Source organism: Allopontixanthobacter confluentis, assembly GCF_009827615.1.
GTDB classification, from domain to species: Bacteria; Pseudomonadota; Alphaproteobacteria; order Sphingomonadales; family Sphingomonadaceae; genus Allopontixanthobacter; species Allopontixanthobacter confluentis.
On record NZ_WTYU01000001.1, the window covers coordinates 1,284,067 to 1,308,956 of the forward strand.

The 24,890-nt window shown below is 58.3% G+C and carries 16 protein-coding genes; 7 read left to right on the forward strand and 9 right to left on the reverse strand.

Annotation, left to right across the window (positions count from 1 at the left end; all coding sequences use genetic code 11):
- Positions 1–25: 25 nt before the first annotated feature.
- Positions 26–2,101 carry an NAD-dependent DNA ligase LigA gene (gene ligA, locus GRI44_RS06055; protein WP_160600486.1) on the reverse strand — a complete coding sequence of 692 codons (2,076 nt, stop codon included), beginning with the start codon at positions 2,099–2,101 and terminating at the stop codon, positions 26–28.
- Between ligA and GRI44_RS06060 the strand changes: the two genes are divergently transcribed.
- The gene (locus tag GRI44_RS06060; protein ID WP_160600487.1) at positions 2,091–2,654 is read left to right on the forward strand and encodes a DUF2165 family protein; all 564 of its coding nucleotides are present in this window, start codon (positions 2,091–2,093) and stop codon (positions 2,652–2,654) included. The genes ligA and GRI44_RS06060 overlap by 11 nt on opposite strands.
- Positions 2,655–2,661: 7 nt before the next feature.
- Here GRI44_RS06060 and recN read toward each other — a convergent pair whose 3' ends face one another.
- Positions 2,662–4,326 (reverse strand): DNA repair protein RecN, encoded by a 1,665-nt coding sequence (recN, locus tag GRI44_RS06065; protein ID WP_160600488.1) that lies wholly within the window; start codon positions 4,324–4,326, stop codon positions 2,662–2,664.
- A 131-nt stretch (positions 4,327–4,457) separates the two neighbouring features.
- Entirely contained in the window at positions 4,458–5,261 is an 804-nt protein-coding gene (locus tag GRI44_RS06070) for an outer membrane protein assembly factor BamD (RefSeq protein ID WP_160600489.1), read from the reverse strand.
- A 452-nt stretch (positions 5,262–5,713) separates the two neighbouring features.
- Between GRI44_RS06070 and GRI44_RS06075 the strand changes: the two genes are divergently transcribed.
- A complete protein-coding gene (locus tag GRI44_RS06075) occupies positions 5,714–6,433 on the forward strand; it encodes a helix-turn-helix transcriptional regulator (RefSeq protein WP_160600490.1) in 720 nt (239 codons plus the stop codon).
- 80 nt (positions 6,434–6,513) lie between these two features.
- Here the strand turns inward: GRI44_RS06075 and GRI44_RS06080 are convergent, their stop codons facing one another.
- The 5 genes from GRI44_RS06080 to GRI44_RS06100 all read right to left on the reverse strand — a co-directional run bounded on the left by GRI44_RS06080 (position 6,514) and on the right by GRI44_RS06100 (position 16,772).
- Entirely contained in the window at positions 6,514–7,641 is a 1,128-nt protein-coding gene (locus GRI44_RS06080; RefSeq protein ID WP_232842985.1) for a S8 family serine peptidase, read from the reverse strand.
- 286 nt (positions 7,642–7,927) lie between these two features.
- Positions 7,928–9,454, reverse strand: coding sequence for a type II secretion system protein GspD (locus tag GRI44_RS06085; RefSeq protein WP_160600491.1), 1,527 nt, complete (start codon positions 9,452–9,454; stop codon positions 7,928–7,930).
- Between the two features lie 162 nt (positions 9,455–9,616).
- Positions 9,617–11,857, reverse strand: a complete 2,241-nt coding sequence (locus tag GRI44_RS06090) for a putative bifunctional diguanylate cyclase/phosphodiesterase (RefSeq protein ID WP_160600492.1) — start codon at positions 11,855–11,857, stop codon at positions 9,617–9,619.
- Between the two features lie 111 nt (positions 11,858–11,968).
- Positions 11,969–13,786 carry a translation elongation factor 4 gene (gene lepA, locus GRI44_RS06095; protein ID WP_160600493.1) on the reverse strand — a complete coding sequence of 606 codons (1,818 nt, stop codon included), beginning with the start codon at positions 13,784–13,786 and terminating at the stop codon, positions 11,969–11,971.
- A gap of 130 nt (positions 13,787–13,916) precedes the next feature.
- Complete coding sequence (locus GRI44_RS06100; protein ID WP_232842986.1) at positions 13,917–16,772, reverse strand: putative bifunctional diguanylate cyclase/phosphodiesterase; 2,856 nt, start codon at positions 16,770–16,772, stop codon at positions 13,917–13,919.
- Between the two features lie 226 nt (positions 16,773–16,998).
- Between GRI44_RS06100 and GRI44_RS06105 the strand changes: the two genes are divergently transcribed.
- The 5 genes from GRI44_RS06105 (at position 16,999) to GRI44_RS06125 (ending at position 23,708) form a co-directional block, all read left to right on the forward strand.
- Positions 16,999–18,633 carry a PHA/PHB synthase family protein gene (locus tag GRI44_RS06105; RefSeq protein ID WP_232842987.1) on the forward strand — a complete coding sequence of 545 codons (1,635 nt, stop codon included), beginning with the start codon at positions 16,999–17,001 and terminating at the stop codon, positions 18,631–18,633.
- A gap of 45 nt (positions 18,634–18,678) precedes the next feature.
- Entirely contained in the window at positions 18,679–19,515 is an 837-nt protein-coding gene (locus GRI44_RS06110; protein ID WP_160600495.1) for an alpha/beta fold hydrolase, read from the forward strand.
- Positions 19,515–20,831, forward strand: a complete 1,317-nt coding sequence (locus tag GRI44_RS06115; protein WP_160600496.1) for an FAD-dependent oxidoreductase — start codon at positions 19,515–19,517, stop codon at positions 20,829–20,831. The genes GRI44_RS06110 and GRI44_RS06115 overlap by 1 nt, the downstream gene beginning before the upstream one ends.
- A gap of 106 nt (positions 20,832–20,937) precedes the next feature.
- Entirely contained in the window at positions 20,938–22,692 is a 1,755-nt protein-coding gene (locus GRI44_RS06120) for an N-acyl-D-amino-acid deacylase family protein (protein WP_160600497.1), read from the forward strand.
- A 2-nt stretch (positions 22,693–22,694) separates the two neighbouring features.
- Positions 22,695–23,708, forward strand: coding sequence for a zinc-dependent alcohol dehydrogenase family protein (locus tag GRI44_RS06125; protein WP_160601325.1), 1,014 nt, complete (start codon positions 22,695–22,697; stop codon positions 23,706–23,708).
- Positions 23,709–23,712: 4 nt separating this feature from the next.
- Here the strand turns inward: GRI44_RS06125 and GRI44_RS06130 are convergent, their stop codons facing one another.
- The gene (locus tag GRI44_RS06130) at positions 23,713–24,786 is read right to left on the reverse strand and encodes a DUF2855 family protein (RefSeq protein ID WP_160600498.1); all 1,074 of its coding nucleotides are present in this window, start codon (positions 24,784–24,786) and stop codon (positions 23,713–23,715) included.
- Positions 24,787–24,890 lie beyond the last annotated feature (104 nt).

The following is a 24,890-nucleotide window of genomic DNA, read 5'->3' on the forward strand; positions in this document are numbered from 1 at the left end:
AGCCGCCTGCATCAATTCATAGTCATCAACCGGCAGCCGCCACAATTTGCGCCCATGCAGCTTCATCAATCACTTCAATGGCAAGGTCAGCCGCCTTTTTCAGCTTGCTGCCAGCCCCTGGCCCCGCCACCACCAGATCGGTCTTGGCGCTGACAGTGCCAGCCGCCTTGGCGCCCAGACGTTCGGCCTGCGCCTTGGCCTCGTCCCGGCTCATGGTTTCCAGCTTGCCCGTGAAAACCACCGTTTTGCCCGTTACTGGGCTGTCCGATGTCTCGACCACATAGGGCGGCGGGCTGACTTCATTCAGCAAATCGTCCCACACTTTCACATTGTGGTCTTCATGGAAAAAATCGCCCAGCGCTTCCACTACCACTGGCCCGACACCATCAATATCGGTCAATTCGCGCGCAGCTTCCTCGTCGCCCTCGCGCGCTTTCAGGGCCAGGTCGCGCAGCACCGGCAGTTCATGCAGATGGCGCAGCAAATCACGCGCCGTCACCGCGCCCACATGGCGAATGCCCAAGCCGAAAAGCAGCCGCGCCGCATCGGGCTGGCGGCGGTTTTCCACTGACGCCAACAGCTTTTCCACAGACTTGTCCTGCCAGCCTTCAAGGCCGAGAATGGCATCCTTGCGGGTTTTCAGACGGAAAATATCGGCCGGACTTTCCAGCCAGCCAAGGGCAAAAAACTGGTCGATGGTTTTTTCGCCCAGCCCGTCAATATCCAGCGCGCCGCGGCTGACAAAATGCTTCAGCCTTTCCGTCCGCTGCGCCGGGCAGATCAGCCCGCCAGTGCAGCGCACATCCACTTCGCCCTCTTCTGCCACCGCCTCGCTGCCGCATTGCGGGCAATGATCGGGAAAGGGAAAAGGTGGTCGCTCAACCTTGCCGGTCAGGTTTTTTACCACCTGCGGAATGACATCCCCTGCCCGCTGGATGATGACCCTGTCGCCCGGGCGCACACCCAGGCGGGCAATTTCGTCGCGATTGTGCAACGTCACATTGGTGACAGTCACGCCGCCAACCAGCACCGGGGCAAGCCGGCCCACAGGCGTCAGTTTTCCTGTGCGCCCGACCTGGATATCAATGCTTTCCAGAGTGGTTTCTGCCTGTTCTGCCGGAAATTTACGCGCGATTGCCCAGCGCGGGGATTTGGCCACAAAGCCAAGCCGCTGCTGATAATCAATCCGGTCCACCTTATAGACCACGCCATCGATTTCATACGGCAGCTCAGCCCGCGCAGCGCCGATTTCCTCATATCTGCCGACCATTTCCACCAAACCGCTCACCCGGCTGAAAAACGGCGACACTGGCAATCCCCAAGCGCGCATCTGCTGCACGATTTCGACCTGGGTTTCGCCCGGCACGTCGCTCGCCGCGCCCCAGCCATGGGCCCAGAATTTCAGCTGGCGCCTGGCTGTGACGCTGGCATCTTTCTGCCGCAGCGATCCGGCGGCGGCATTGCGCGGATTGGCAAACAGCTTGCCGCCCGCTTCTTCCTGCGCGGCGTTGAGCGCGGCAAAATCGGCGCGCGCCATATAAACCTCGCCGCGGACTTCGAAAACGGCTGGCGCGGTGCCATTCAGCCTTTGCGGAATGTCCGCAATATGCGCGACATTGGGCGTCACATCTTCGCCCACTTGCCCGTCACCGCGCGTGGCGGCCCGCACCAGAACACCATTTTCATATCTTAGCGAACAGGACAGCCCATCAATCTTGTCTTCAGCGGTAAAGTCCAGCGGTGCATCATCGGGCAGGCTGAGAAAACGCCGGACACGGGCGACAAATTCCGCCACTTCGTCGTCCGAAAATGCGTTATCCAGGCTCATCATGCGCACTTCGTGCTGCACCTTGGACAATGGGGATGCAGCCACTTCAAACCCAACTCCGCTGGAGGGGCTGTCTGGCCGCACCAGATGCGGAAAGGCGGCTTCCAGTTCGGCATTGCGGCGCACCAGCGCATCAAATTCGGGATCGCTGATCTCGGGATCGTCCTCGGCATGATACAGCCGGTTGTGATGGGCGATCTGGCGCGCAAGGCGCATCAGTTCATTGGCGGCATCAGCTTCTGTCATTGCGCCGGTTGCATCCTTGTCCGCCATTTTGCCAAATCCTGCATGTGTGTCTATGTCTACCACCGAGGTCGCAGTCCTAAGTGGGGGGATACCGATGCTCGACCGAAATCTGAAGGCGCTATTCACAGCTTTATTGGGGTTGATGGCGTTGTTTTTCGTCATCAACAATTTCGTCAATCTTGAACAGGCGCATGGCAGCCTTGCCTATGTGCTGAGCCTGACCGACCATACAGCCTATCCGAAAAGCTTCGTGCCTCCCCTTACACCGGCCATGGCATGGCTGCCCACCATCGCCGTCCTGCTTGCAGAATGCGCCACCGCTGCGGTGTGCTTGCTCGGCGCGCTTCGCCTGTGGACTGCGCGCAAGGATGCTGCGGCTTTTGCGGAAGCCAAGAAGACAGCGAAACTGGGTGCGGGGCTGGCAATCTTCACCTGGTTCGGCCTGTTTACTGTTTTCGGGTCGGCGGCGTACCAGATGTGGCAAACCGAAATCGGCGATGGATCTGCCAGCGGCGCCTTCACCTTTACCGCCCTGGCTTTCTTCACGCTGTTGCACCTGGGCCAGCCCGAAGCGGAGTAGATAAGCGTCAGACGCCTTCCAGCAGCCTTTTTGCCTGCGCCCGTGCTTCTTCGGTAATTTCCGCGCCCGACAGCATCCGGGCAATTTCTTCCTTGCGGCCCGCATCATCCAGCAGGGCGACAGAGGTTTTGGTCACCGTGCCTTCGGATGATTTGGCAATCATGTAATGCTGCCCGCCCCGTGCGGCGACTTGCGGGCTGTGCGTTACGGCCAGCAATTGCCCGCCATCGGCAAGGCGCGCCAACCGGTCGCCAATGGCGCTGGCCACTGCCCCGCCCACACCGCGGTCAATCTCGTCGAAGATAATGGTCGCTGCGCCGCCCTTTTCTGCCAGCGCCACTTTGAGCGCCAGAATGAAACGCGATAATTCACCGCCAGAGGCAATTTTGCCCAGTGGCGCAAAATCCGCGCCCGGATTGGTGGCAATGAGGAATTCCACCGCATCCATCCCGCTCGGGCCCCAACGCTCTTCGGGCAAATCGGACACAGCCGTCTTGAACCGTGCTGCGTCCAGTTTCAGCGGCGCCAGTTCATTGGCCACAGCTTCATCCAGCCGCATGGCTGCAGCCACGCGATTGGCGTGCATCGCTTCGGCCCGCGCCCGGTATATCTGGTGGGTTTCGCGTTCGGCTGCTTCAAGCGAATCAAGCTCTGCCTCGCCGCCCTCGATCGCATCCAGCTGGTCGCGCATGGACCGCATCAGTTCAGGCAGCGCATCCACTTCGCAGCGGTGCTTGCGCGCCAATGCCCGCAGTTCAAACAGCCGTGTTTCCGCAATGTCGAGCGCTTCGGGATCATGAAACAGCGCGCCAGCGGCCTGGTTGAGCTTGTCTTCAGCCTCGCCCGCTTCGATGACCGAACGGTCCAGCGCCGCCAGAGCTTCGGCCAGCAGCGGATGTTCCGGCGCAATCCGGTCCAGCTTGCGCGCGGCGGACCGCAGCGATGCCAAAGGCGATGACGACCCTTCCCAGACCTGGCGCAATTCTTCCAGATCGCCGGACAGTTTCTCGCCCTTCTGCATATCGGAACGCGCGCCGGCCAGCCGCGCTTCCTCGCCTGCCTGCGGTTCCAGCTCGGTAATTTCCGCAAGATATGCAATCAGCAGATCCTGATCTTCCTTGGCCTGATCCACAGCGTCGCGCGCGCCTCTCAGCCGGTCACTCGCCTTGCGCCACGATTGCCACGCCGATGTCACGCCTGACACATCCGAATCTGCAAACTGGTCCAGCAGCGCGCGGTGGCCGCGCGGATTGACCAGCCCCCTATCATCATGCTGGCCATGCAATTCCACCAGCGCCGGCGCAAGTTCGCGCAGCAGCGCCACGCTGACGGGTTGATCATTGACGAATGCCTTGGACCCGCCATCAGCCTTGATCCTTCGGCGCAGGATCAGCGGTTCACCCGGTTCTGTCTCGATATCGGCTTCTGCCAGCACAAGTGCCATCTGGTCAGGCAGGCGGGAAAATTCGAAGCTGGCCGTGACGCTGGCCTGATCAGCGCCAGCACGCACCAGCGATGTTTCCGCCCGATTGCCCAGTACAAGGCCCAGGGCATCAAGCAGGATGGACTTGCCCGCCCCCGTTTCGCCCGTCAACACGCCCAACCCGCCTGAAAATGACAGGTCCAGCGCCTCGATCAGGACGATGTTACGGATGGAAAGCTGGGTCAGCATAGGACACCAATCTCTAGCCCAATGGACAGCGCCCGTCACCTGATGGCGTGAAATTGCAAACAGTCCTGTGTGTCATGGCTGTCAGCAGCGCCGTAATGGCCGGGAATTCAGCCGCCCCGCGCCCTGCCACTTCAACTGGCAGTAACGCCTGCTGCGTTTTTCTGCACCAGGTCATACGCCTTGTCATACCATTTGCTGCCGGGGTAATTCGCACCCAGAACAGCCGCATATTTTACTGCTTCCTCAGGAATTCCCAAGGCCAGGCTGGTTTCGGTCAGGCGGAAAAGTGCTTCAGGCGCGTGGCTGGTGGTCTGGAAATTATCGACCACATTCTGAAACCGGATCTGTGCGGACAACCAGCGGCCCGACCGTTCATAGAACCGGCCGATTTCCATTTCCTTACCCGCAAGGTGATCATTCACAAGGTCCAGCTTCAGCCGCGCATCTGAGGCGTAGGCAGTGTTGGGGAAACGGCGGATCACTTCGGTCAGCGCCGCCATCGACTGTTCGGTAATTTTCTGGTCGCGGGTAACGTCGCTGATCTGCTCGTAATAGCTCAGCGATATGAGATAATACGCATAAGGCGCGTCACGGTTGCCCGGGTGGATGGACAGGAAGCGCTGGGCGCTCTGGATCGACTTGTTGTAATCGCGCCCGACATAATAGCTGAACGCACTCATCAACTGCGCGCGCCGTGCCCATGGCGAATAAGGGTGCTGACGTTCCACTTCATCAAACAGCGCCGCTGCAAGTGTGGCATTGCCGCCATCCAGCCGTCGCTTGGCCTCTGCGTAAAGCGATTCTACATCGCGCGCCACATAGGCAGTGTCTTTCGGCCCGGAACTGCGACCTGCACAACCGGCGGTCAGCACTGTGCTAGCAGCAACAGTGGCAATAAGGGCGAGCTTCAGCGGGGAGCGCGTTTTCGTCGTCATATCGCGCCTATAACCAGCGCTTCGCTGAACGCCAAGTGAAGTTGATGCAAGAGCCCATAGGAATGTGGACAGGCGAGGGGCGCTTGCTGCCAAGCCACATCCTTTGCAGGCGCTCACGGCAGGGAGGGCGATGAGCAATTTTCGCGTCAAGTCGTCTTTTTGAAGACCACTCTTCATATGCAAAAACTTACATGATCATTTCAGAAATACTTCTTTTCTGATTCTATGTGGATATTTTCATCTGATCTAATAAAAACCGGATTTCCGATTTATCTGAAATTGCAGAAACCAATAAATCGTTTCTTATACTGATTATTACGTCAAAATCATGAATTTGCTTGCTTTTATCGCGTATTTTAGCGCCAATTTGTCAAGTTTCAGAATCTATGCAATGCTCAAGTCAAGCGAGCTGGCAGTTTGACGTTCAAGCTGGAGCCGCGGGGGAGGCTCCTGTGGAACGGGCCATTGCGCAGATCAGTACCAATCATGTGATCGGGGACATTTTCCGCTTGGTTCGATCTGCTGCGCGCAATTATGGCGCTGTCAGGCATAGCTATCATTTCACGCCGATTTTCCACAGCCAGACTTCGGAAGAAACTGTCGTCGATTCAGCCGGTTTCCCGCCGCACTGGATTTCCCTGTACGAGGACCGGTCATTCAGGACCCATGATCCCATTCCCGATTACATTATGGGCCGGGGCGAATTGCTACGCTGGTCCACTGCCATTGAAGAAACCGTGGCCAGGGGCACCGATGAAAAAGTGCTGCAATATTTCCAGGCCATGCGCGATAGCGGTCTGGTCCACGGCATCGGTATCCCGGTGTTCGGGCCGCGCAACCGCAATGCATATATGTCGTATGGTTTTGATGACCCGCGGGCGATTGACGACAGTGACGCCTGTTCTGCATTGAGGGCGATTGCGCAGGCTGCCCATACGCAGATCTGCCTGCTGCAGGACCGCCGCAGCGATCACGTCATTCTGTCTGCGCGGGAAAAACAGGTTCTGGAATGGATCGCGCGGGGCAAATCCAATACCGATATTGCCGATATTCTCAACATTTCGCCCGACACCATTGCCACCTATGTCAAACGGCTGTTTCTGAAACTGGAAGCACGCGAACGGGTGGGTGCAACCATCAAAGCGCTACGAATGGGGCTGATCAGCCTTTAGAATAATTCGCGATGCCATAGAAAAAGGCGGCCTGCCAACGCAGACCGCCCTTCTTTATCGGAACGATCAATACCGATGTATCAGTGCACGCCGATCTGGTCAGGAGTGCTGTCACGGTCGCCCTTGACTGTACCGCCGTTGGCGATGTTGCCAGCCAGCAGTAGGCCGGCGAAGTGCGGCGTTGCCATCGATGTGCCGCTGATGGTGTTGTAACCACCATTCAGCCAGGTGGATTTGATTGAGACACCCGGTTCAGCAAAATCAACCGGCGGATTGCCATAATTGGAGAAGCTGGCGAAATTGTCACCGATGGCGAATGCCGAAATGGTGAACACATTGGGGCCATTGGCACGCGCTGGCGAATGGTTGTTCGCATTGTCGCTTTCATTGCCAGCCGCCAGGGCAAAACGCACGCCGCCAGCAGCGGCATTGACCACTGCATCATCCAATGCCTGGCTGACACCGCCACCAAGGCTCATATTGGCGACATCGCCGGCCTGGCCGTATTGTGCCACGTAATCAACACCGGCAATCACGCCGGAATTGGAGCCGCTGCCACGATTGTCCAGCACGCGCACCGCCACCACGGTTGCGCCCGCAGCCACGCCAACCACGCCAATGCTGTTGTCGATTGCCGCAATGGTGCCTGCCACATGGGTGCCGTGGCCGTTACCATCCGCAGGTGAACTGTCACGAACGAAGCTGCGGCTGCGCGCCAGATCGCTGTTGAGGTCGGGATGGTTGAAATCGATACCGGTATCGATGACCCATGCGGTTTTGTAGCTACCCGAAGCGCCGCCATTCACGCGGGCGATGCCCCATGGCGTTTCCTGCGGAGGCTGGGTTGCGCCGCCGCCACCCGGCTTGCCGCGTGCGCTGGGTCCAACGCCGTAGGTCTGGATCGCGGAGACTTCCTGGTCTTGCTCGCAATAGGCGATGGATGGATTGTTGCGCTGCATCGCGGCAACTGCCTGCGGCGCTGCGTTCACGGCGAAACCCTTGAGGGCGACACTGTAAACACGCGTAACCTGCGCTTCGGTGGCCTGCACCGAACGGTTGGCTTCAGCCTGCGCATTGCCGCGTGATACAGTCTTGTCGAACACACAAATGAAGCTGTTGGCAATTTTGTCGCCGGGCTTTGCATGGGCCGGCGCGGCCAGGGCAACCATGGGCAGCGCAGCAAATAGTGCAAGTGACTTCAATTTCATCAGAAACCCTCCAAGGTTTTTTCTGCCGTGCGACCCTTCGACGGCAGAGAGAGGATTTTTAACGATGATGCGGGCGCTGTCCATTCGTACAATTGTCAGCACGCGGCATAACCGACCAAAACGTAACGTTTTTAATGCGCCTCAGCGCCAGACTGTGCAGTTATTGGGATGAACAGAAGTCCGAATCTTACGTGAGCTTTGGTAAAGTTGGCATTAGGTAATAACTATATGCCGAAAAATCGTAATTATATTACGCACTGCTTTCAGATAATTCTCAGCGATGCGCTCAGTTCGCCAATGGTGCCAGTTCCGCCGCCGCGCCATCGACGCCTGCCTGCAAATCACGCTCATTATCGAACCGGCGGTGCCGCACAATGTGGGGGGTGATGACGATGTACAGCTCGGTCTTGCTGCGGGTGGACCGTTCCACCGTGAACAATGCGCCAAGCAGCGGAATATCGCCCAGAAGCGGAATTTTCGATTTGTTCGTCAGGCTGTTTTCCTGGGTCAGGCCGCCAATAACAAAAGTTTCTCCGTCCCTTACCGATGCGGATGTTTCCGCCTCGCGCTGGCTGATAGTCGGATAGCCTTGCGAAAACCCGGTGACCGACGAAACCACCCCGTAAATCTGCGATGTCACGAACCCGTCTTCGCTCACCCGCGGCGCAATTTGCAGCGTCACCCCGACATTCACATATTGCACTTGCTGGGACACACCATTCACGCCTGACAGGGTGATAGCGGTCAGGATCGGCAAGGCATCGCCGGTGATGATCTTGGCGGTCGAACCGCTTTGCGCGGCAATCCGCGGGCGGGACACGATGCGGCCTTCGCCTTTCTGAATCTGGGCATAAATGGCGGCTTGTAACGTGCCTGATGGCAGCACGTCATTCGGGTCCACCCCAAACGGCAGGAACGACCCTGTATCAAGCGAACCCACCGCCAGCTGGCCGGCAGTATTGTTAAGGTCGATACCCAGATTGCGTGCGCCGCTTTCCGTCAGTTCGACAAATTGCGTTTCCAGGATCACACTGTCCACTGGCACATCGATGAGGGCGATCTGCTGCTTTACCCGCGCAATGCGGTCGGTGCTGCCGGTAATCCAGATGGCGTTCAGCCGCCGGTCCACCGCCAGCCCGTTGCCAAATGACTGGCCGAGCGGAATTTCCTCGCGCTGCGCCTGTTGCTGGCCGCCGATGAAACTGGGCTGCTGGTTGGAAGCAGGCGACCCAAACCCCGGTTCACGGCGGATGAAGACATTGTTCGGTTTGATCTCCGCGCCATCCACCAAGAGGCCGATGACTTCGCTGACATCGGCATATTTCAGAAACACAAGCTCGTAGGCATCGCCCGGAGAATAGGCATCGGCTGGCGCAAGATCGGCGGCGCGGAACACGTCCTCGCCCTCAGACCCGATGGCGCGGCTGCCAATTTCTTCTTCGGCGCTCACCCGTTCTATTTTGACCTGAATGGAATTGGCGCCGATATTTTCGGCCGAAACGCGGGCTGGCACAGCTGTGTCAAACCGCATCAGCAGGCTGCCTTCCGACGTGAGGAATAGAGTTTCGCGGACCAGGCCGCGCAATCGCTGTCGCTGCGGAACCCGGCCCGCTTTCACGGTTGAACGGATCAGCAATTCCGGCTGGCTGGGGTTGTTATTATTGGCTGCATAGCGCGGTTCCGCAGGCGAAAAACGCAAGATGAAGGACGCGCTGTTATCATCCTGCGTGACCAGCCGCACTTCTTCAAGGACGGATGGCACAACCTGCGCCGACAGAGGCCGCGCGCCAGCAACCAGCATAATGACCAGCATGGCACATATTGCCGCCAGCCTATTGGAAAATAATCTCAATTAAACGACCCTCACCCCGCCCGATTGGCAGTGTTTTCACCATCACCATCTGTAACTGCGACATTTACGATTGCAAGCTGACCAGAAGATGAAGCGATGTCCGCCACCTGCCAAGGCTGCGGTTCAGGCCACGCGCAACAGGACGTCTGATCGGTCAACCTGGCTAAAGCGAGGCAGGCTTTTCGGCTTGCCGCTGCCAATCGGCTCGTTACCCACCAGCGGATAATTACCCGATGGCAAGGCAGCCAGCGGCATGCCCGCTGCCGCCAGAACATAAGGCGAAACGCGGTGGCGCGTGCACAGGCCGTCCGATCCATCGCTGATCAGCGGAATTTCAAATTGCAGCCCCTGTGACGTTTCATGGGACCGTTTGACTGTGGCCACGGCGAGTTGCCCCTCGCCAAAATCGATGACAAATTCCGTTCCCACCGGCACATCGACCAGACCTTCGATGCGAATACCGCTTTTGGACAAATTGCGCATCATGACGTCGTAGCGGTGATCTTCATGGATCACGCCGATCATGCGGAACAGCGTCTTGCGATCATACCGGTGCACATCATGTCCGGTTGGCATGATGTGCAGATCACCGCGCGCCAGCCGCTCGCTGATCTCGTGGTTGGACAGGGGCCTGCTGTAGACATATCCCTGCACATGGCTGACATTCAGCTTGCGGATGAGGTCCAGCGTGTCGAGCGTTTCGATACCCTCGGCGGTTGTTTCCATGTCCAGCGCCTGTGCCAGGCTGACAATTGCAGTGATGATGGCGGCATTGCGATTGCCGCTTTCTGTGGCACCGCGAACGAAGCTCTGGTCAATCTTGATCTTGTCGAACGGGGCGGTCTTCAGATAGCCCAGCGAAGAATATCCCGTGCCAAAATCATCCAGCGCCAGCCTGACGCCGACCTTTTTCAAGGTGGCAAACACATTGTCGGTGTCCGCATTTTCTCCCAGAAACACGCTCTCGGTTATTTCAAGTTCCAGCCGTTCAGGCGCGAGGCCCGAATTGGACAGTGCCGATGCCACCATGGCTGCCAGTTCGGTGTTGGCAAACTGGATCGGGGAAACATTTACCGCGACCCGCGCATTGCCGGCCCATTTCGACGCATCGTCGCACGCCTGCCGCAATGCCCATTCCCCCAGCCTGCTGATGATATTGGCGTCTTCAGCAATAGGGATAAAGATGGCAGGCGAAATCGGCCCTTTTTCGGGGTGGTCCCACCGCATCAACGCTTCGAACCCGGCAATCAGATTGTTGCCCGCATCAACCACCGGCTGATACATCAGCGATATTTCACCGCGATCTAGTGCGTCGCGCAGGTCGTCTTCCAACTGCCGGCGGTCTTCCGCCTTGTCATGCAGATCGCTGGAATAGAACCGGTACCGCCCGCGCCCGTCATTCTTCGCGGCATATAGCGCAAGGTCTGCGCTGCGGGTCAGTTCCTCGCTGGTAATCCCGTCAAACGGGGCAACGGCCATTCCCACAGATGCGCCGATAACGCAGCGCACGCCGTCCACTGTATAGGGCTGCGAAATCATTGAGATTATCTTGCGGGCAGCATCGCCAAGCTGGCCCCGATCGTCAATATCGGGCATAATTACCTGAAATTCGTCACCCCCAAGGCGCCCGACTTCCCAGTCCGGTGCCACAACCCGCATCAGCCGCTGTGATGCCTGTTTCAGGACTTCGTCACCTGCCTGGTGGCCCAGAGTGTCGTTGATCTGCTTGAACCGGTCCAGATCGATTATCATCAGCGCGCAGCTTCGCTTGGCGACCTTATATGCGGTCAGCGCCGCTTCCAGCCTTTGCGAAATCCTGTGCCGACTGGCGAGCCCGGTCAGCGTATCGGATTCGCTCAGACGCGAGGCTTCATCATGGCTTTGCCGGTTGCGGGTGACGTCAAGGCCGCTGCCTTTGTAACCCAGCAAATTGCCTGCCTTGTCAAATTCGGGCCGACCATTGACCGACCACCAGCATTCTGCGGAATCACAAGCGGCCAGCAGTTCCAGATTGCTGAATTTGCTCTTGGTGCGCAGCACAAATGGCAAAGTTCTGCTGTTGGCCGTGTCAGCCCGGCGTTCCTGCCTGAACAGCGATTCGAGTGGCTGCCCGATAAGATTGCCCGCTTCCTGCCCCAGCGTTCGGCCCACGCAATCAGAAACATATGTCAGCCGCAATTCACCATCGGTGGACCAGAACCAGCCGCGCCCTGATTCCTCGAATGCGCGCGCCATCTCGGCCAGTTGCGAATTATCGATTTGCGAAACGGGCGGTTTTTCAGCAGCGCCGAAAAAGCGGTTCCAGCCACTGGCGCTTTTGCCCCGGGCGGTTTGCGGATTGGCAGACTTGCTTTTGTCGGTCATTTACTGGCTCTATCGGGTGCGACGTACATCAGCACCCGATAGGCAGGATTGGTTAAAAATTCTGTCCGCTCAGAGCATGAAAATCCCGGGCCGCGTGCGGTGCATTCCTGCCTATTCCTCGCCCATGCGAAGCGCTGCAATAAAGGCTTCCTGCGGAATGCTGACATTGCCATATTCGCGCATCTTGGCCTTGCCCTTCTTCTGTTTGTCGAGCAGCTTTTTCTTCCGGCTGATGTCGCCGCCATAACATTTGGCAGTCACGTCCTTGCGCATGGCAGCGATGGTTTCGCGGGCAATAACCTTGCCGCCAATGGCTGCCTGAACCGGGATTTTGAACAGATGGCGTGGAATGAGGTCTTTCAGGCGTTCGCACATATGGCGGCCGCGGGCTTCGGCCACGCCGCGATGGACAATCATGCTGAGTGCATCAACCGGCTCATTATTCACCAGGATGCTCATTTTCACAAGATCGCCTTCGCGCAGGCCAATCTGCTCGTAATCGAAACTGGCATAGCCGCGTGAAATGCTTTTCAGCCGGTCATAGAAATCGAACACCACTTCGTTCAGCGGCAATTCGTAGGTGATCTGCGCACGTCCACCGACGTAAGTCAGGTCTTTCTGAATTCCGCGCCGGTCCTGACACAGTTTCAGAATCGAACCGAGATATTCATCAGGCGTGTAAATCACGGCCTTGATCCATGGCTCGTCAATCTGTTCGATCCGGCTTGGATCGGGATAATCTGCCGGGTTGTGCAGCATGATCTCGCGGGCATCGTCGGTGCGCGATTTGCTCAGTTGAATGCGGTACACCACGGATGGCGCAGTGGTGATCAGGTCCAGATCATATTCGCGTGTCAAGCGTTCCTGAATGATCTCGAGATGCAGCAAACCCAGAAAACCACAGCGGAAACCAAAGCCAAGGGCCGCGCTGCTTTCCGTTTCGAAACTGAAGCTGGCATCGTTCAGGCGCAATTTGCCGATGCTCTCGCGCAGCTTTTCAAAATCTGCCGCGTCCACCGGGAAGATGCCGCAGAACACCACTGGCTGCACTTCCTTGAAGCCTGCCAGTGCTTCCTTGGACCCGTTTTTGACCGTGGTGATGGTGTCACCCACCTTGGCCTGCGCCACTTCCTTGATCTGAGCAGTGATAAAGCCGATTTCGCCTGCGGCCAGTTCCGATACCTGTTCAATCTTCGGGCCCATGAAGCCGACCCGGTCGATCAGATGTTCCGTGCCGCCCTGCATGAATTTGACTTGCAGGCCTTTCCGGATCACGCCTGAAATCACCCGCACCAGAATGACAACGCCGAGATAGGGATCATACCAGCTGTCGACCAGCATGGCCTTCAATGGCGCATCGCGGTCACCCTTGGGCGGCGGAATACGGGTAACGACCGCTTCCAGCACTTCCTCGATCCCGATGCCGGATTTGGCACTGGTGAGCACGGCGTTGGATGCATCGATACCGATGATGTCTTCAATTTCGCGCCGGACCATTTCCGGTTCTGCGGCGGGCAGGTCAATCTTGTTGATGACCGGCAGGATTTCATGATCATGCTCGATCGACTGATAGACATTGGCCAGCGTCTGCGCTTCCACGCCCTGCGCCGCGTCCACCACCAGCAGCGCGCCTTCGCACGCGGCCAGGCTGCGGGACACTTCATAGGCGAAATCGACATGGCCCGGCGTGTCCATCAGGTTGAGCTGATAGGTAACGCCGTCCTTCGCGGTATAGTTCAGGCGCACGGTCTGCGCCTTGATCGTGATCCCGCGTTCACGCTCAATATCCATATTGTCCAGCACCTGCTCCGACATTTCACGGTCAGTCAGGCCGCCGGTGAATTGTATGAGCCTGTCGGCAAGGGTCGATTTGCCGTGGTCAATATGAGCAATAATGCTGAAATTTCTGATGTTTGCTAGTTCGGTCATGGATCGCCGGTAAGTTTGGGAAGCGGTATCGCAAGATACCTTTTGCAAGCCCTTAGCCGCGCTTGGCGGTGCTGTCAGCAGATAGGTTCAACAATCCCGTCACAATCGCCGGCAATCAGCTCCCGCTGCATTAGGCCCGCATCCGCAGCGATTTTCTTTCAGGATCAGCCGAAGGGGCTTTCAATGCCAGAAAATCACCATCCTCGCCGCGCGCCAGCGGATGGGTGAATTCCACCCCCATGCGGTCTTCATGGCTCCATTTGCTGGTGGCGGTGATGGTGGTGTTTTCCGACAGCATGATGTGGAACACGGTGCCATCCGGCACATTCCACAAACCTTCGATCATCACCCCGCGTTCAGCAATATTGCGCATGCTGGCGTTGTAGAACTGGCCGCCATGTTCCAGCACGACCTTGCGCAGCAACGTCTGGCGCAGCGTGCGCGCTGATCGGGGGCCACTGGCGACAGCAGCGAGGCCGGTTTTCAGCCTGTTTGTGGCATCCACATTACTGAGCGGGCGTTCATAGATATACCCCTGCACATGGCTGCACCCATGCATCCGCACCAGGTCAAGCTCGTCCATGGTTTCCACCCCTTCGGCAGTGGTATCCATGCCCAGGGCCTGTGCCAGACTGGTGATAGAGGCGATGATGGCACCGTTACGGCTGCCCGGCTGGGTCGCCCCGCGCACGAAACTCTGGTCAATCTTGATCTTGTCGAACGGCGCCTTTTTCAGATAGCCAAGCGAGGAATATCCGGTGCCGAAATCATCCAGTGCCAGCCGCACACCCACACGTTTCAGCGCGGCGAACATCGCATCAGTGCCCTGATCATCGTTCAGGAAAACACTTTCGGTTATTTCCAGTTCGAGCCGGCGCGCCACAATGCCCGCCTGGGCAATGGCATTGGTAACAACATTGGGCAATTGCGGGTTGGAAAATTGCAGCGGCGATACATTGACCGCGCAGCATACATCTTCGGGCCAGCCGGCCAGATCATGACACGCAGTGCGGATTGCCCACTCACCAATGGCGTTGATCAGGCCGGTATCTTCAGCAATCGGCACGAATTTCGATGGTGACAGCCAGCCTTTGGTGGGGTGGTTCCAGCGCAGCAATGCTTCAAAGCCGGTGATCCGCTCGGTCGATGTTTGCACCACTGGCTGGTAATAGAGCTGCAAACTGCCCTTCGCGATGGCATCGCGCAGGTCCCGTTCCAGCTCGCTTCGTTCCTCCGCGGCGGAATGCAAATCGTCCGAAAAGAAATGATAACGCCCTCGGCCATTATCCTTGGCCGCATACAGCGCAAGATCAGCGTTGCGGACCAGTTCTTCAGCAGTCAGGCCATGCTCGGGTGAAATGGCGATGCCGACAGAAGCGCCGATCACGACCCGGTGGCCATCAATCAGATATGGCTGTGACAGCGACCGGATGATTTCCTGCGACAAGTCAACCAGCGCGTTGCGCGAAACCCTGCCCGGCAGGATAACTTCAAATTCGTCACCGCCCAGCCGGCCCACCCGGCCGATTTCGCCCACGGACATTTCCACCCGATCGGCCACCTGCCGCAGCAGAGCATCGCCTGCCGGATGGCCAAGCGTATCATTCACATGTTTGAACCGGTCGAGGTCAATCAGGAAAATGCTGCATTCGCGCTGAATTTCCTGCGGCGCATCCAGCACCTTTTCCAGCGTCTGGGCCATCTGGAACCTGTTGGCGAGGCCGGTGAGGGAATCGTAAAGCGCAAGCCGCGAAGCATTTTCCTCGCTCCTGCGTTTGGCGGTAAGGTCCGTGCCTGACCCGCGAAAACCGACATAATTGTTAAACTCGTCATACACCGGACGGCCGCTGACCGACCACCAGCATTCATCGCCCGTGGCCGCAGCTCGCACGGCCAGATCCTGAAACGATGACCGCGCAGAAACCTGGAACGCCAGCGTGCGCTCAGCTTCGTCCGCGCTTGCCGACCCTTTTTTCGACCCGATATCCGTCCCGTTTTCCCGCCCATTTTCGCATAGGGCAAACAGTTGCAGAAACGGCCTGCCCAGCAGCGCCTGCATCGGCTCGTCCAAAACTGCTGCAACATGGGGGGAGACATAGCTTATCAGCCCGCGCCGATCAGTTTCCCAGAACCAGCCCTGCCCTGTATCTTCATAATCCCGCAGGATATCTTCATACCGGTTCCGCGCCCGCTCGCGGTGCTGGAGCCTGCTGCGCTGCTCGCTTTCCAGCCGTGACTGCACCCGCGCCACCACCGCCATTGCCACAGCCGCGGCGGCCATGGCCCCCAGCGCATAAAAGCTGCCATCCACCAGCGCCACTGGCGTCCATGTGGCGGTAATGCCGGAAAAAAGTTGCACCGTGCGCCCGTTCAGCAGCGTGGCCGACAGGGCATTAAGTGAAATGAGCGCCGCGACCGCCAGCCGTGGGTCCAGCCCGCCATTATAGGTCCAGATGCCATAGGCAAGCCCCGTCAGCGCCAGCGGACAGATGACGCAAAAGGCCATCATCACGCGTACCAGTTGCGGCTGGCGTGGCTTGGCGCGTTCCCAGCGGGCAAATGGCAGGCTGCTCAGGGTCAGGGCAATGGCAAGCGTTCCGGCGGCCATCACTGATGTAGGCGCAATCGTGCCCATCATCACCATGGTTACGGCAAAGGTGATCGAAAGTATTAACACCATCCTGTACCAATTTGCCGGAATGGCGGAATGTTTGCGGTCGCGGTTGCTGACAGTCGTGTGGTGGCGGCGCCGGTCGGGGCCATCCTGCCTTATCCGTGGCTGCGTGGAATTGCCCTCCACCACGCCGGCCGGACGGGGCGGCATTTCTGCCGTATCTCTGTTTGTGCTGCCGTGCCAGGTGCCTGCCTGCTTGCCGCTATGCGTTGCTGCCGATCCGGTTTCGCTGGAAAATTCCGGGCGCGCGCCATCGCCATGCCACCGCATCGCATCGCCAGTTGGCAGAAAATCAGGATTGGGCGCATTCATGAAATGCTAGTGCAGTTGATCCTTTTTAAAAGAAGTTAACAAGGCTGTCATAAATTGCCGAATTGGCGCCTGGCATCGCTCGCCCGGCCGGGTGCCTTGCCAATCGCAAGACTGAAGTGCATGGTCTGGTAAATAAGGGCAAATAAACAGCCCAATGGGGACCAGGATGGCTAATCGCAGGACGCTCGAAAACGAAGCGGCACAGTCAACGACAGCGTTAGGACCGATGATAGGCCTGGCGCGGGAAGATTTCATTGGCGCAATCGCCCTGCTGCTTCGGGAAACCGCATCAGACCCTGCCCGCAGCATGAAACACGCCCGTTCGATGGGCGAAGACATGATCAAGATCATGACCGGCAAATCCGATCTCGCGCCAGATCCCAAGGACAAGCGGTTCAAGGACCCTGCGTGGCAGTATAATCCGTTCTTCCGCGCAGGCGCGCAATATTACCTCGCAGTGCAAAAAGGCATGGCCAACTGGCTGAATGATCTGGACCTCGATGAACTGGAACGCGACCGCGCCAATTTCATTTCCAACATCATTATCGACAGTCTGGCCCCGACCAATACGCTGGCAGGCAACCCCACCGCCCAGAAACGCGTGATCGACAGTGGCGGCATGAGCCTGGTGAAGGGGCTGAAAAATGCCTATGACGACATTCTCCATAACAAGGGCATGGTCAGCCAGGTGGACAAACGCCCGTTCAAGCTGGGCGAAAATATCGCCACCTCGAAAGGCAGCGTGGTCCTTCGCACCGAAATGATGGAACTGGTGCATTATGCGCCCACCACCGATGAAGTGTATGCCATCCCGCAGCTGACCATCCCGCCGCAGATCAACAAGATGTATATCAACGATCTCAGCCCCGATAAATCGGTGGTCAAATGGCAGCTGGACAATGGCATCCAGACATTTGTGATCAGCTGGCGCAACCCGTCAAAGGATCAGGGCATTTGGGGAATGGCCGAATATATCCGGTCGTGCCGCGAAGCGATGGACGCAGTGGCGGCCATTACCGGCTCCAGGAAGGTCAATGTTTCAGCAGGCTGTTCGGGCGGCCAGACGGCAGCGATTCTGGCCAGCAAACTGGCATCTGACAAGCAGACCTCGCTTGGCGCGCTGACGCTGATGGTCTGTGTTCTTCATCCCAAGCAGAACGATATCGAGGCAGGTTCGCTGGTGAGCGAAAACGGCATGCAGCTCGCCCGCCGCCGCGCTGCCAAGCAAGGCGTGATCGAAGGCGATTCTCTTGCCCGCGGCTTCGCCTGGCTGCGCCCCAATGATCTGATCTGGAATTACGTCATCAACAATTACCTGCTGGGCGAAGACCCGCCAGCGTTTGACGTATTGTTCTGGAATGCCGATGCCACCAACCTTTCCGCCAGCCTGATGGGCGATTTCCTGACCATTTTCGAAACACTCGCCTTTACCAAAAAGGGCGAAGTCGAAATGGCGGATCACAAGATCGACCTGACCAAGGTAACCAGTGACCTGTTCATTCTGGGCGGCGTGACCGATCATATCACCCCGTGGCGCGCATGCTACCGCTCGACCCAGCTGTTCGGATCAAAGGATGTGACCTTCGTCCTCAGTCAGGCTGGCCATATGCAGGCTATCCTCAACCCGCCGGGCAATCCCAAGGCAAAATTCTTCAAATCGAAGAAACCCGGGCTGCCGCCAGCAGATGTGGATGACTGGCTGGCCGGAACAGAAGAAGTCGCGGGCAGTTGGTGGCCATACTGGATTGAGTGGCTTCAGGCCCGCTCCGGCAAGAAAGTCGCCGCGCCCGAAGCTGTCGGCAATGCGACGTTCAAACCGCTGGATCCTGCTCCGGGTCGCTATGTTCTGGAAGAACATTGATAGATAAACATAAAATTCGTAGGATACCGTTTTTTGACCGACGCAATGAAAACTGCTGAAATCTCCATGGAAACCGTTGGCGGCCGCACCTTACGCGTTGCACGCTGGCGTCTGGACATGCCGAGTGAACACGCCCCAGTGCTGTTTTTCAATGGCATTGGCGCCAATATAGAAGCTGTCGCCCCCTTGGCCGAAGCGCTCAACGACCGCGGTTTCATCATGTTCGACATGCCCGGCGTGGGCCAGTCCCCCGATCCGGTGGTGCCTTACAACACGGTGACCATGGCATGGACGACGCGCAAATTGCTGAAACGCTTCGGCGTGGAAGAAGTTGACGTGATGGGCATCAGTTGGGGCGGCGCCATGGCGCAACATTTCGCCCTGCAATATCCCGGCATCACCCGCCGCCTTGTGCTGGTGGCCACCAGTGCCGGCATGATCATGGTGCCGGGCAACCCTGCTGCCCTGACCAAAATGGCCAATCCGCGCCGGTATGTCGATGCCGCCTTCATGGCGCAGCATTTTGAGACGCTATATGGCGGGGCATTGGCAGGTTCGCCGGGCAAAGGGGGCCACATGGCGCGCCTCACGCCGCCCAGCCCGCGCGGCTATATGTATCAGCTGCTGGCCATGCTCGGCTGGACCAGTGTGCCTGCCCTGCCATTCATGAAGAAGGAAACGCTCATCCTCATGGGTGATGATGACCAGATCGTGCCGCTGGCCAATGGCAAGCTGCTGAAAGCGCTCATCCCCAACAGCGAGCTCGTGGTGATGAAGGGGGGAGGCCATCTGTTCCTCCTCAGCCATCACGACCAGAGCGTTCGTGCTATCCGCAATTTCCTCGCAGCTCCTGAAAAGACGGAGCAGAAAAAGGCGGCCTGATGCGCCACATTGCAATTATCGGTTCTGGTCCTGCGGGATATTACACCGCAGAAGCGGCACAGAAATATTGGGGCGAGGAAGTCCAGGTCGACGTGTTCGACCGGCTTCCAGTCCCTTATGGCCTGATCAGAACCGGGGTTGCACCAGACCATCAATCGATCAAGGCAGTGGCGCGGCGATACGAGAAAACTGCGTTGACCGATAATGTGCGCTTCGTCGGCAATGTCTCGATCGGCGAAGATGTCAGTATTGCAGAACTTTCCAGTCTTTACGATGCCGTGGTTCTGGCAACCGGCGCGCCCAATGACCGCCCGTTGGGTCTGCCGGGAGAAAACCTGGCCAATATCTTTGGCAGCGCAGCATTTGTCGGCTGGTATAATGGCCACCCCCAATTTGCCGGCCTTGAACCTGATTTGTCCGGAAAACATGCCGTCGTCATCGGCATGGGCAATGTCGCGCTGGATGTGGCCCGCATTCTGGCCAAAACGCGCGAGGAATTTGCGGGCAGCGATATTGTCAGCCATGCGCTGGAGGCATTGTGCCGGTCCGGCATCGAAAAAATCACCATCCTTGCGCGCCGTGGTCCCCATCAGGTGGCCATGACGCCCAAGGAACTGGGCGAACTGGCCCATCTTGAACGTGCTGTCCCCCGGGTGGACGCAGAAGATCTGCCAGAGGAGGCAGAGGACGCGATACTGGAGCCGGGTTTACGCAAATCGGTGGCCCATCTGCGCAGTTTTGCCGCCATTCCTGAAAACATGCACGCGGATGCAAAGGTCGAAATGTATTTTGACCTGTTTGCCAGCCCCACCCGTTTTCTCGGCAATGGCAAGGTAGAAGCAGTCGAAGTCGAACGCACCACCGTAACCACGGGCCGCGCAATCGGAACGGGCGAATTTTACAAGGTGCCAGCCGATCTGGTGATCAGTTGCATTGGCTATCGCACATCGCCCATTCCCGATGTGCCATTTGACGAACGCATGGGCCGCTTCGCCAATGATGAAGGGCGCATTCTCACAGGGCTTTATTGCGTTGGCTGGGCACGGCGGGGGCCATCAGGGACCATCGGCACCAACCGGCCCGATGGTTACGGCGTGATCGACAAGATCGTCCAGGATATGGACAGCGGCAAGCTGGGACGGGCCGAGAAAAAAGGTCGCGCCGGTTTTGACGAACTGGCCAAGGCCCGCGGCCTTGATGTGGTGACCTTCCGTGACTGGAAAAAAATCGAGGAAGCAGAAGCGGCTGCTGCACGCGACGGCGCACCGCGCGAAAAATTCGTCGACATCGAAGCGATGATCCGCGCCCGCAATTAAGGTTGCGCGGCGGCGAGAAGAGCCTGCGAATTGCGGGCCGGCGCCCATCTCCCCACTGGACTCATCCGTTGCTTTATGGAACCTTCTTTTTTCGAGAGGAAAACCCATGCCTGCATTCGATATGATCATCCGAAACGGGACCATTGTGGATGGCACCGGAGCCGCGCGTTTCAGCGGCGACATTGCGATCAAAAACGGTCTTGTCGCACAGGTCGGCACCGTCACTGGTGATGCCGCTGAGGAAATAGATGCAGGCGGCCATGTCGTCACGCCGGGCTTTGTCGACATTCACACCCATTATGACGGGCAAGCCACCTGGGACCAGGAAATGGCGCCATCAAGCTGGCACGGCGTCACCACCGTGGTCATGGGCAATTGCGGCGTCGGCTTTGCCCCAGCCCGCCCTGACCGCCATGAATGGCTGATCAAGCTGATGGAAGGGGTGGAGGATATTCCCGGCACGGCGCTTGCCGAAGGCATGAAGTGGGATTGGGAAACCTTCCCCGAATATCTCGACGCGCTGGAAAAACTGCCGCGCACTGTCGATGTCGGCACCCATGTTCCGCATGGCGCCGTGCGTGCCTATGTTCTGGGTGACCGCGAGCAGCCCGGCGCCGTGCCGACCCGGGATGATCTGGCGCAAATGTCCGCCATCGTCGAAGAAGGCGTGAAAGCAGGCGCGCTGGGTTTTTCCACCAGCCGCACCGTCCTGCATAAAAGCGTGGATGGCGAGTTGGTCCCCGGCACCACGGCCACGGCGGAAGAACTGGTCACCATCGGCCGCGCCATGGGCCGTGCAGGCCACGGCGTGTTCGAAATGGCCAGCGACATGAAGCGCGAATGGAATGAATTTGAATGGATGGGCGACCTCAGCCGTGAAACCGGCCTGCCAGTGACATTTGCCGCACTGCAATCCATCGCCAAGGAATTGCCGCTGGACGAACAGATTTCTTCCATGCGCGCGCAGAATGACAATGGCGCCCATATTGTTGCCCAGATTGCATTGCGCGGAAACGGCATCATCATGGCGTGGCAGGGCACGGTGCATCCCTTCGTTTACCGGCCAAGCTGGCAGACAATCGCCGAACTGCCGTGGGATCAGCAGAAGACGAAGCTTATGGACCCGGCCTTCAAGGCACAAATGCTGGCCGAGGAAAACGATTATACCGGCGCGCCGCAGGACATCCTCTCGTTCCTGATGGTGGTCTCACAAGGCTGGGCCATGCAGTTCGAAATGGACCCGGATTTCGATTATGAACCCGAAGCCAGCGCCAGCGTGAATGCCCGCGCCACTGCGCAAGGCGTCGATCCGCAGGACTATGCATACGACATGCTCTGCGCCAATGAAGCCAGGGGCTTCATCTATCTGCCAATCCTGAATTACGCCGATGGCAATCTGGATTTCCTGTTCCCGCTCCAGCATGCGGCCGATACGGTCAATTCCCTGTCTGATGGCGGCGCGCATTGCGGCACCATTTGTGATGCTGCCAGCCCCACTTTCATGCTGCAACATTGGGTCAGGGACCGGAAACGGGGCGACCGCATCAGCCTGGAAAATGCGGTGAAGCGCCAATGCCTCGACACTGCGCTTCTGTATGGGCTGGAAGATCGCGGCATTATCGCGCCGGGCTATCTGGCTGATCTCAACATTATCGATATGGAAAAGCTGAAGCTGGGCAAACCCTGGCTGGCGTTCGACCTGCCTGCTGGCGGCAAACGTCTGCTGCAAAAGGCAGAAGGTTATGTAATGACAATCAAAGCCGGCACGGTCACCTTCCGCGATGGCGAATGGACTGGCGCAACCCCGGGCGGCCTTATCCGCGGCCCACAGCGCGCCGAACTGGCGGAGGCGGCAGAATGAGCATTGCAGCAATCAAAATCGGCGCGCCGGCATCATTGGATTCGCTCGAACTTGTCAGCCTCGACGATCCGGGCGCACCCGGTCCGGGCGAAGTGCGCGTGGCGCTGAAGGCGTCCTCGCTCAACTTTCATGACTATGCTGTCGTTACGGGCATGATTCCCGCCGCTGCTGGCCGCATCCCCATGTCCGATGGCGCTGGCGAAGTGGTGGCCATTGGCGATGGCGTGACCGAATATGCCGTGGGCGATGCCGTGGTTTCCACCTTCTTTCCCGACTGGCATGACGGGCAAACGCCCGCCACCGCTTTTACCCGCGTGCCGGGTGACGGGATTGACGGCTACGCCCGCGAAGCCATTGTCGCGCCGACGAACTGGTTTACCCACGCACCCAAAGGCTATTCTCACGCAGAAGCCGCCACGCTGACATGTGCTGGCCTGACTGCATGGCGGGCGCTGTTTGTCGATAACGCCATCAAGCCGGGCGACACCGTGCTGGTGCAGGGCAGCGGCGGGGTTTCGGTATTCGCACTGCAATTTGCCAAGGCCGCAGGCGCCAATGTGATCGCCACCAGTTCATCAGATGAAAAGCTGGAGCGGTTGCGCGAGTTGGGCGCAGACCACCTCATCAATTACAAGGAAATCCTGGCGTGGGGCGCAGAAGCGCTCAAGATCACTGGCGGCGCGGGGGTGGATTGCGTGGTCGAAATCGGCGGTGCAGGCACGCTGGACCAATCCATGATGGCCACCCGCGTTGGCGGCCATGTGGCAATGATCGGCGTGCTGACCGGCTTTGCAGGGCCGGTGCAGACCGGCCTGCTGATGGCCAAGAATTTGCGGGTGCAGGGTTTGACGGTGGGCAGTTGCACACAGCAGCGCGACATGATTGCAGGGATTGACGCCAATGGCATCAAACCCGTCATTTCAGATCATTTCGAACTGGCCAGACTGGCTGACGCCTTCCGCCATCAGGAAGCGAACCGGCATTTTGGCAAAATCGTGGTCGATATCGCGGGCTGATCCGTCAGGGCTCGATCACTATTCCCACGGCCGGATCGACTTTGCCCCCAACCATGGTGACAAAGGTTTCGCGCGCTGCATCTATGCCTCTGCGAACCTCGACTTCCACGGTTTCCTCGACTTCGTGAAGAAATTTGCGCCAGCTTTCGGCAATGGACTGGCCAAACGCCTTCGCGCCCATCGCGTTGACCGCCGCAACCGCATAATGGGGTGCGAAAAACAAGATGGGTTCCGGTCCGGGCATGCCGCCTGCACCGCCTGACCGGCCATCGAGATGGGTCGCGCCAACCAGGCAGGAATAGGCGAGATTATCGCCCAGATGTTCGTGAATGGCGCGCAGGACAGCCGAATTTCCGGCAAAATCCACCGACACTGTCGGCACAACTGCCAGCTTTTCCACCTCGTCATAGGACAGCACCTGATCATACAGACCACTGGCTTTCACAAATTCCACATTGCCGGGCGATGTTAGCCCCACGCGCTTGATCTGCGGCGATTTGTCCTTTGCCACACTGGCCAGCGCCATGCTGGTTTTGGAAGATGCGCTCGTCATCACCATCACTTGCGCGCCGAACCATTTTTCGCCCGAAAACATCGTTTCGATAAGAAAACCGGTTTTGAACAAGGGGCCGAAAATCATGCGCTGCGGTTCCTTGGCAGGGTCATGTTCCGGGTCCGCGGCGAGGCGGGAATATTGATTGTAAATCGGGCTCATCGGCTGGCGGTGCGCGGCCATGTCGGTAAAGCTGCCATCGCTGATTTTGCCCGGCTTGACATCAAGATGCGTGCCCATCGGCAGATAGCCATAAACGCGTTCCCCCACGGCGAAATCGGGGTGGTTTGATTGCTCGACCACGCCATGGCCCCACATCGGCACCACACCGCGATCATCTGATCCGGGAAAAAAGTTCCAATAGCCCATCTGGTCACCCACCACTGCGTAGGTGACATTATTGGCCGTGACGGAAAAACTCTCGATCTTCAGGCGCACCGCGTCTTGCGCCAAGGGCGGCATAGCCACATCGACCAGCTTGGCATCGGTAAGGTTGTCGCGAACGACCTGGACGATCTGGCTCATAGAAATTCTCCCGTTTTATCGGGAGCAATCTATACCTTCTGGCAGCATGAAGCGAGGGGCAATCCTGACTCGACTGCCCCCCGTAATTCTAAACGCCAATATGC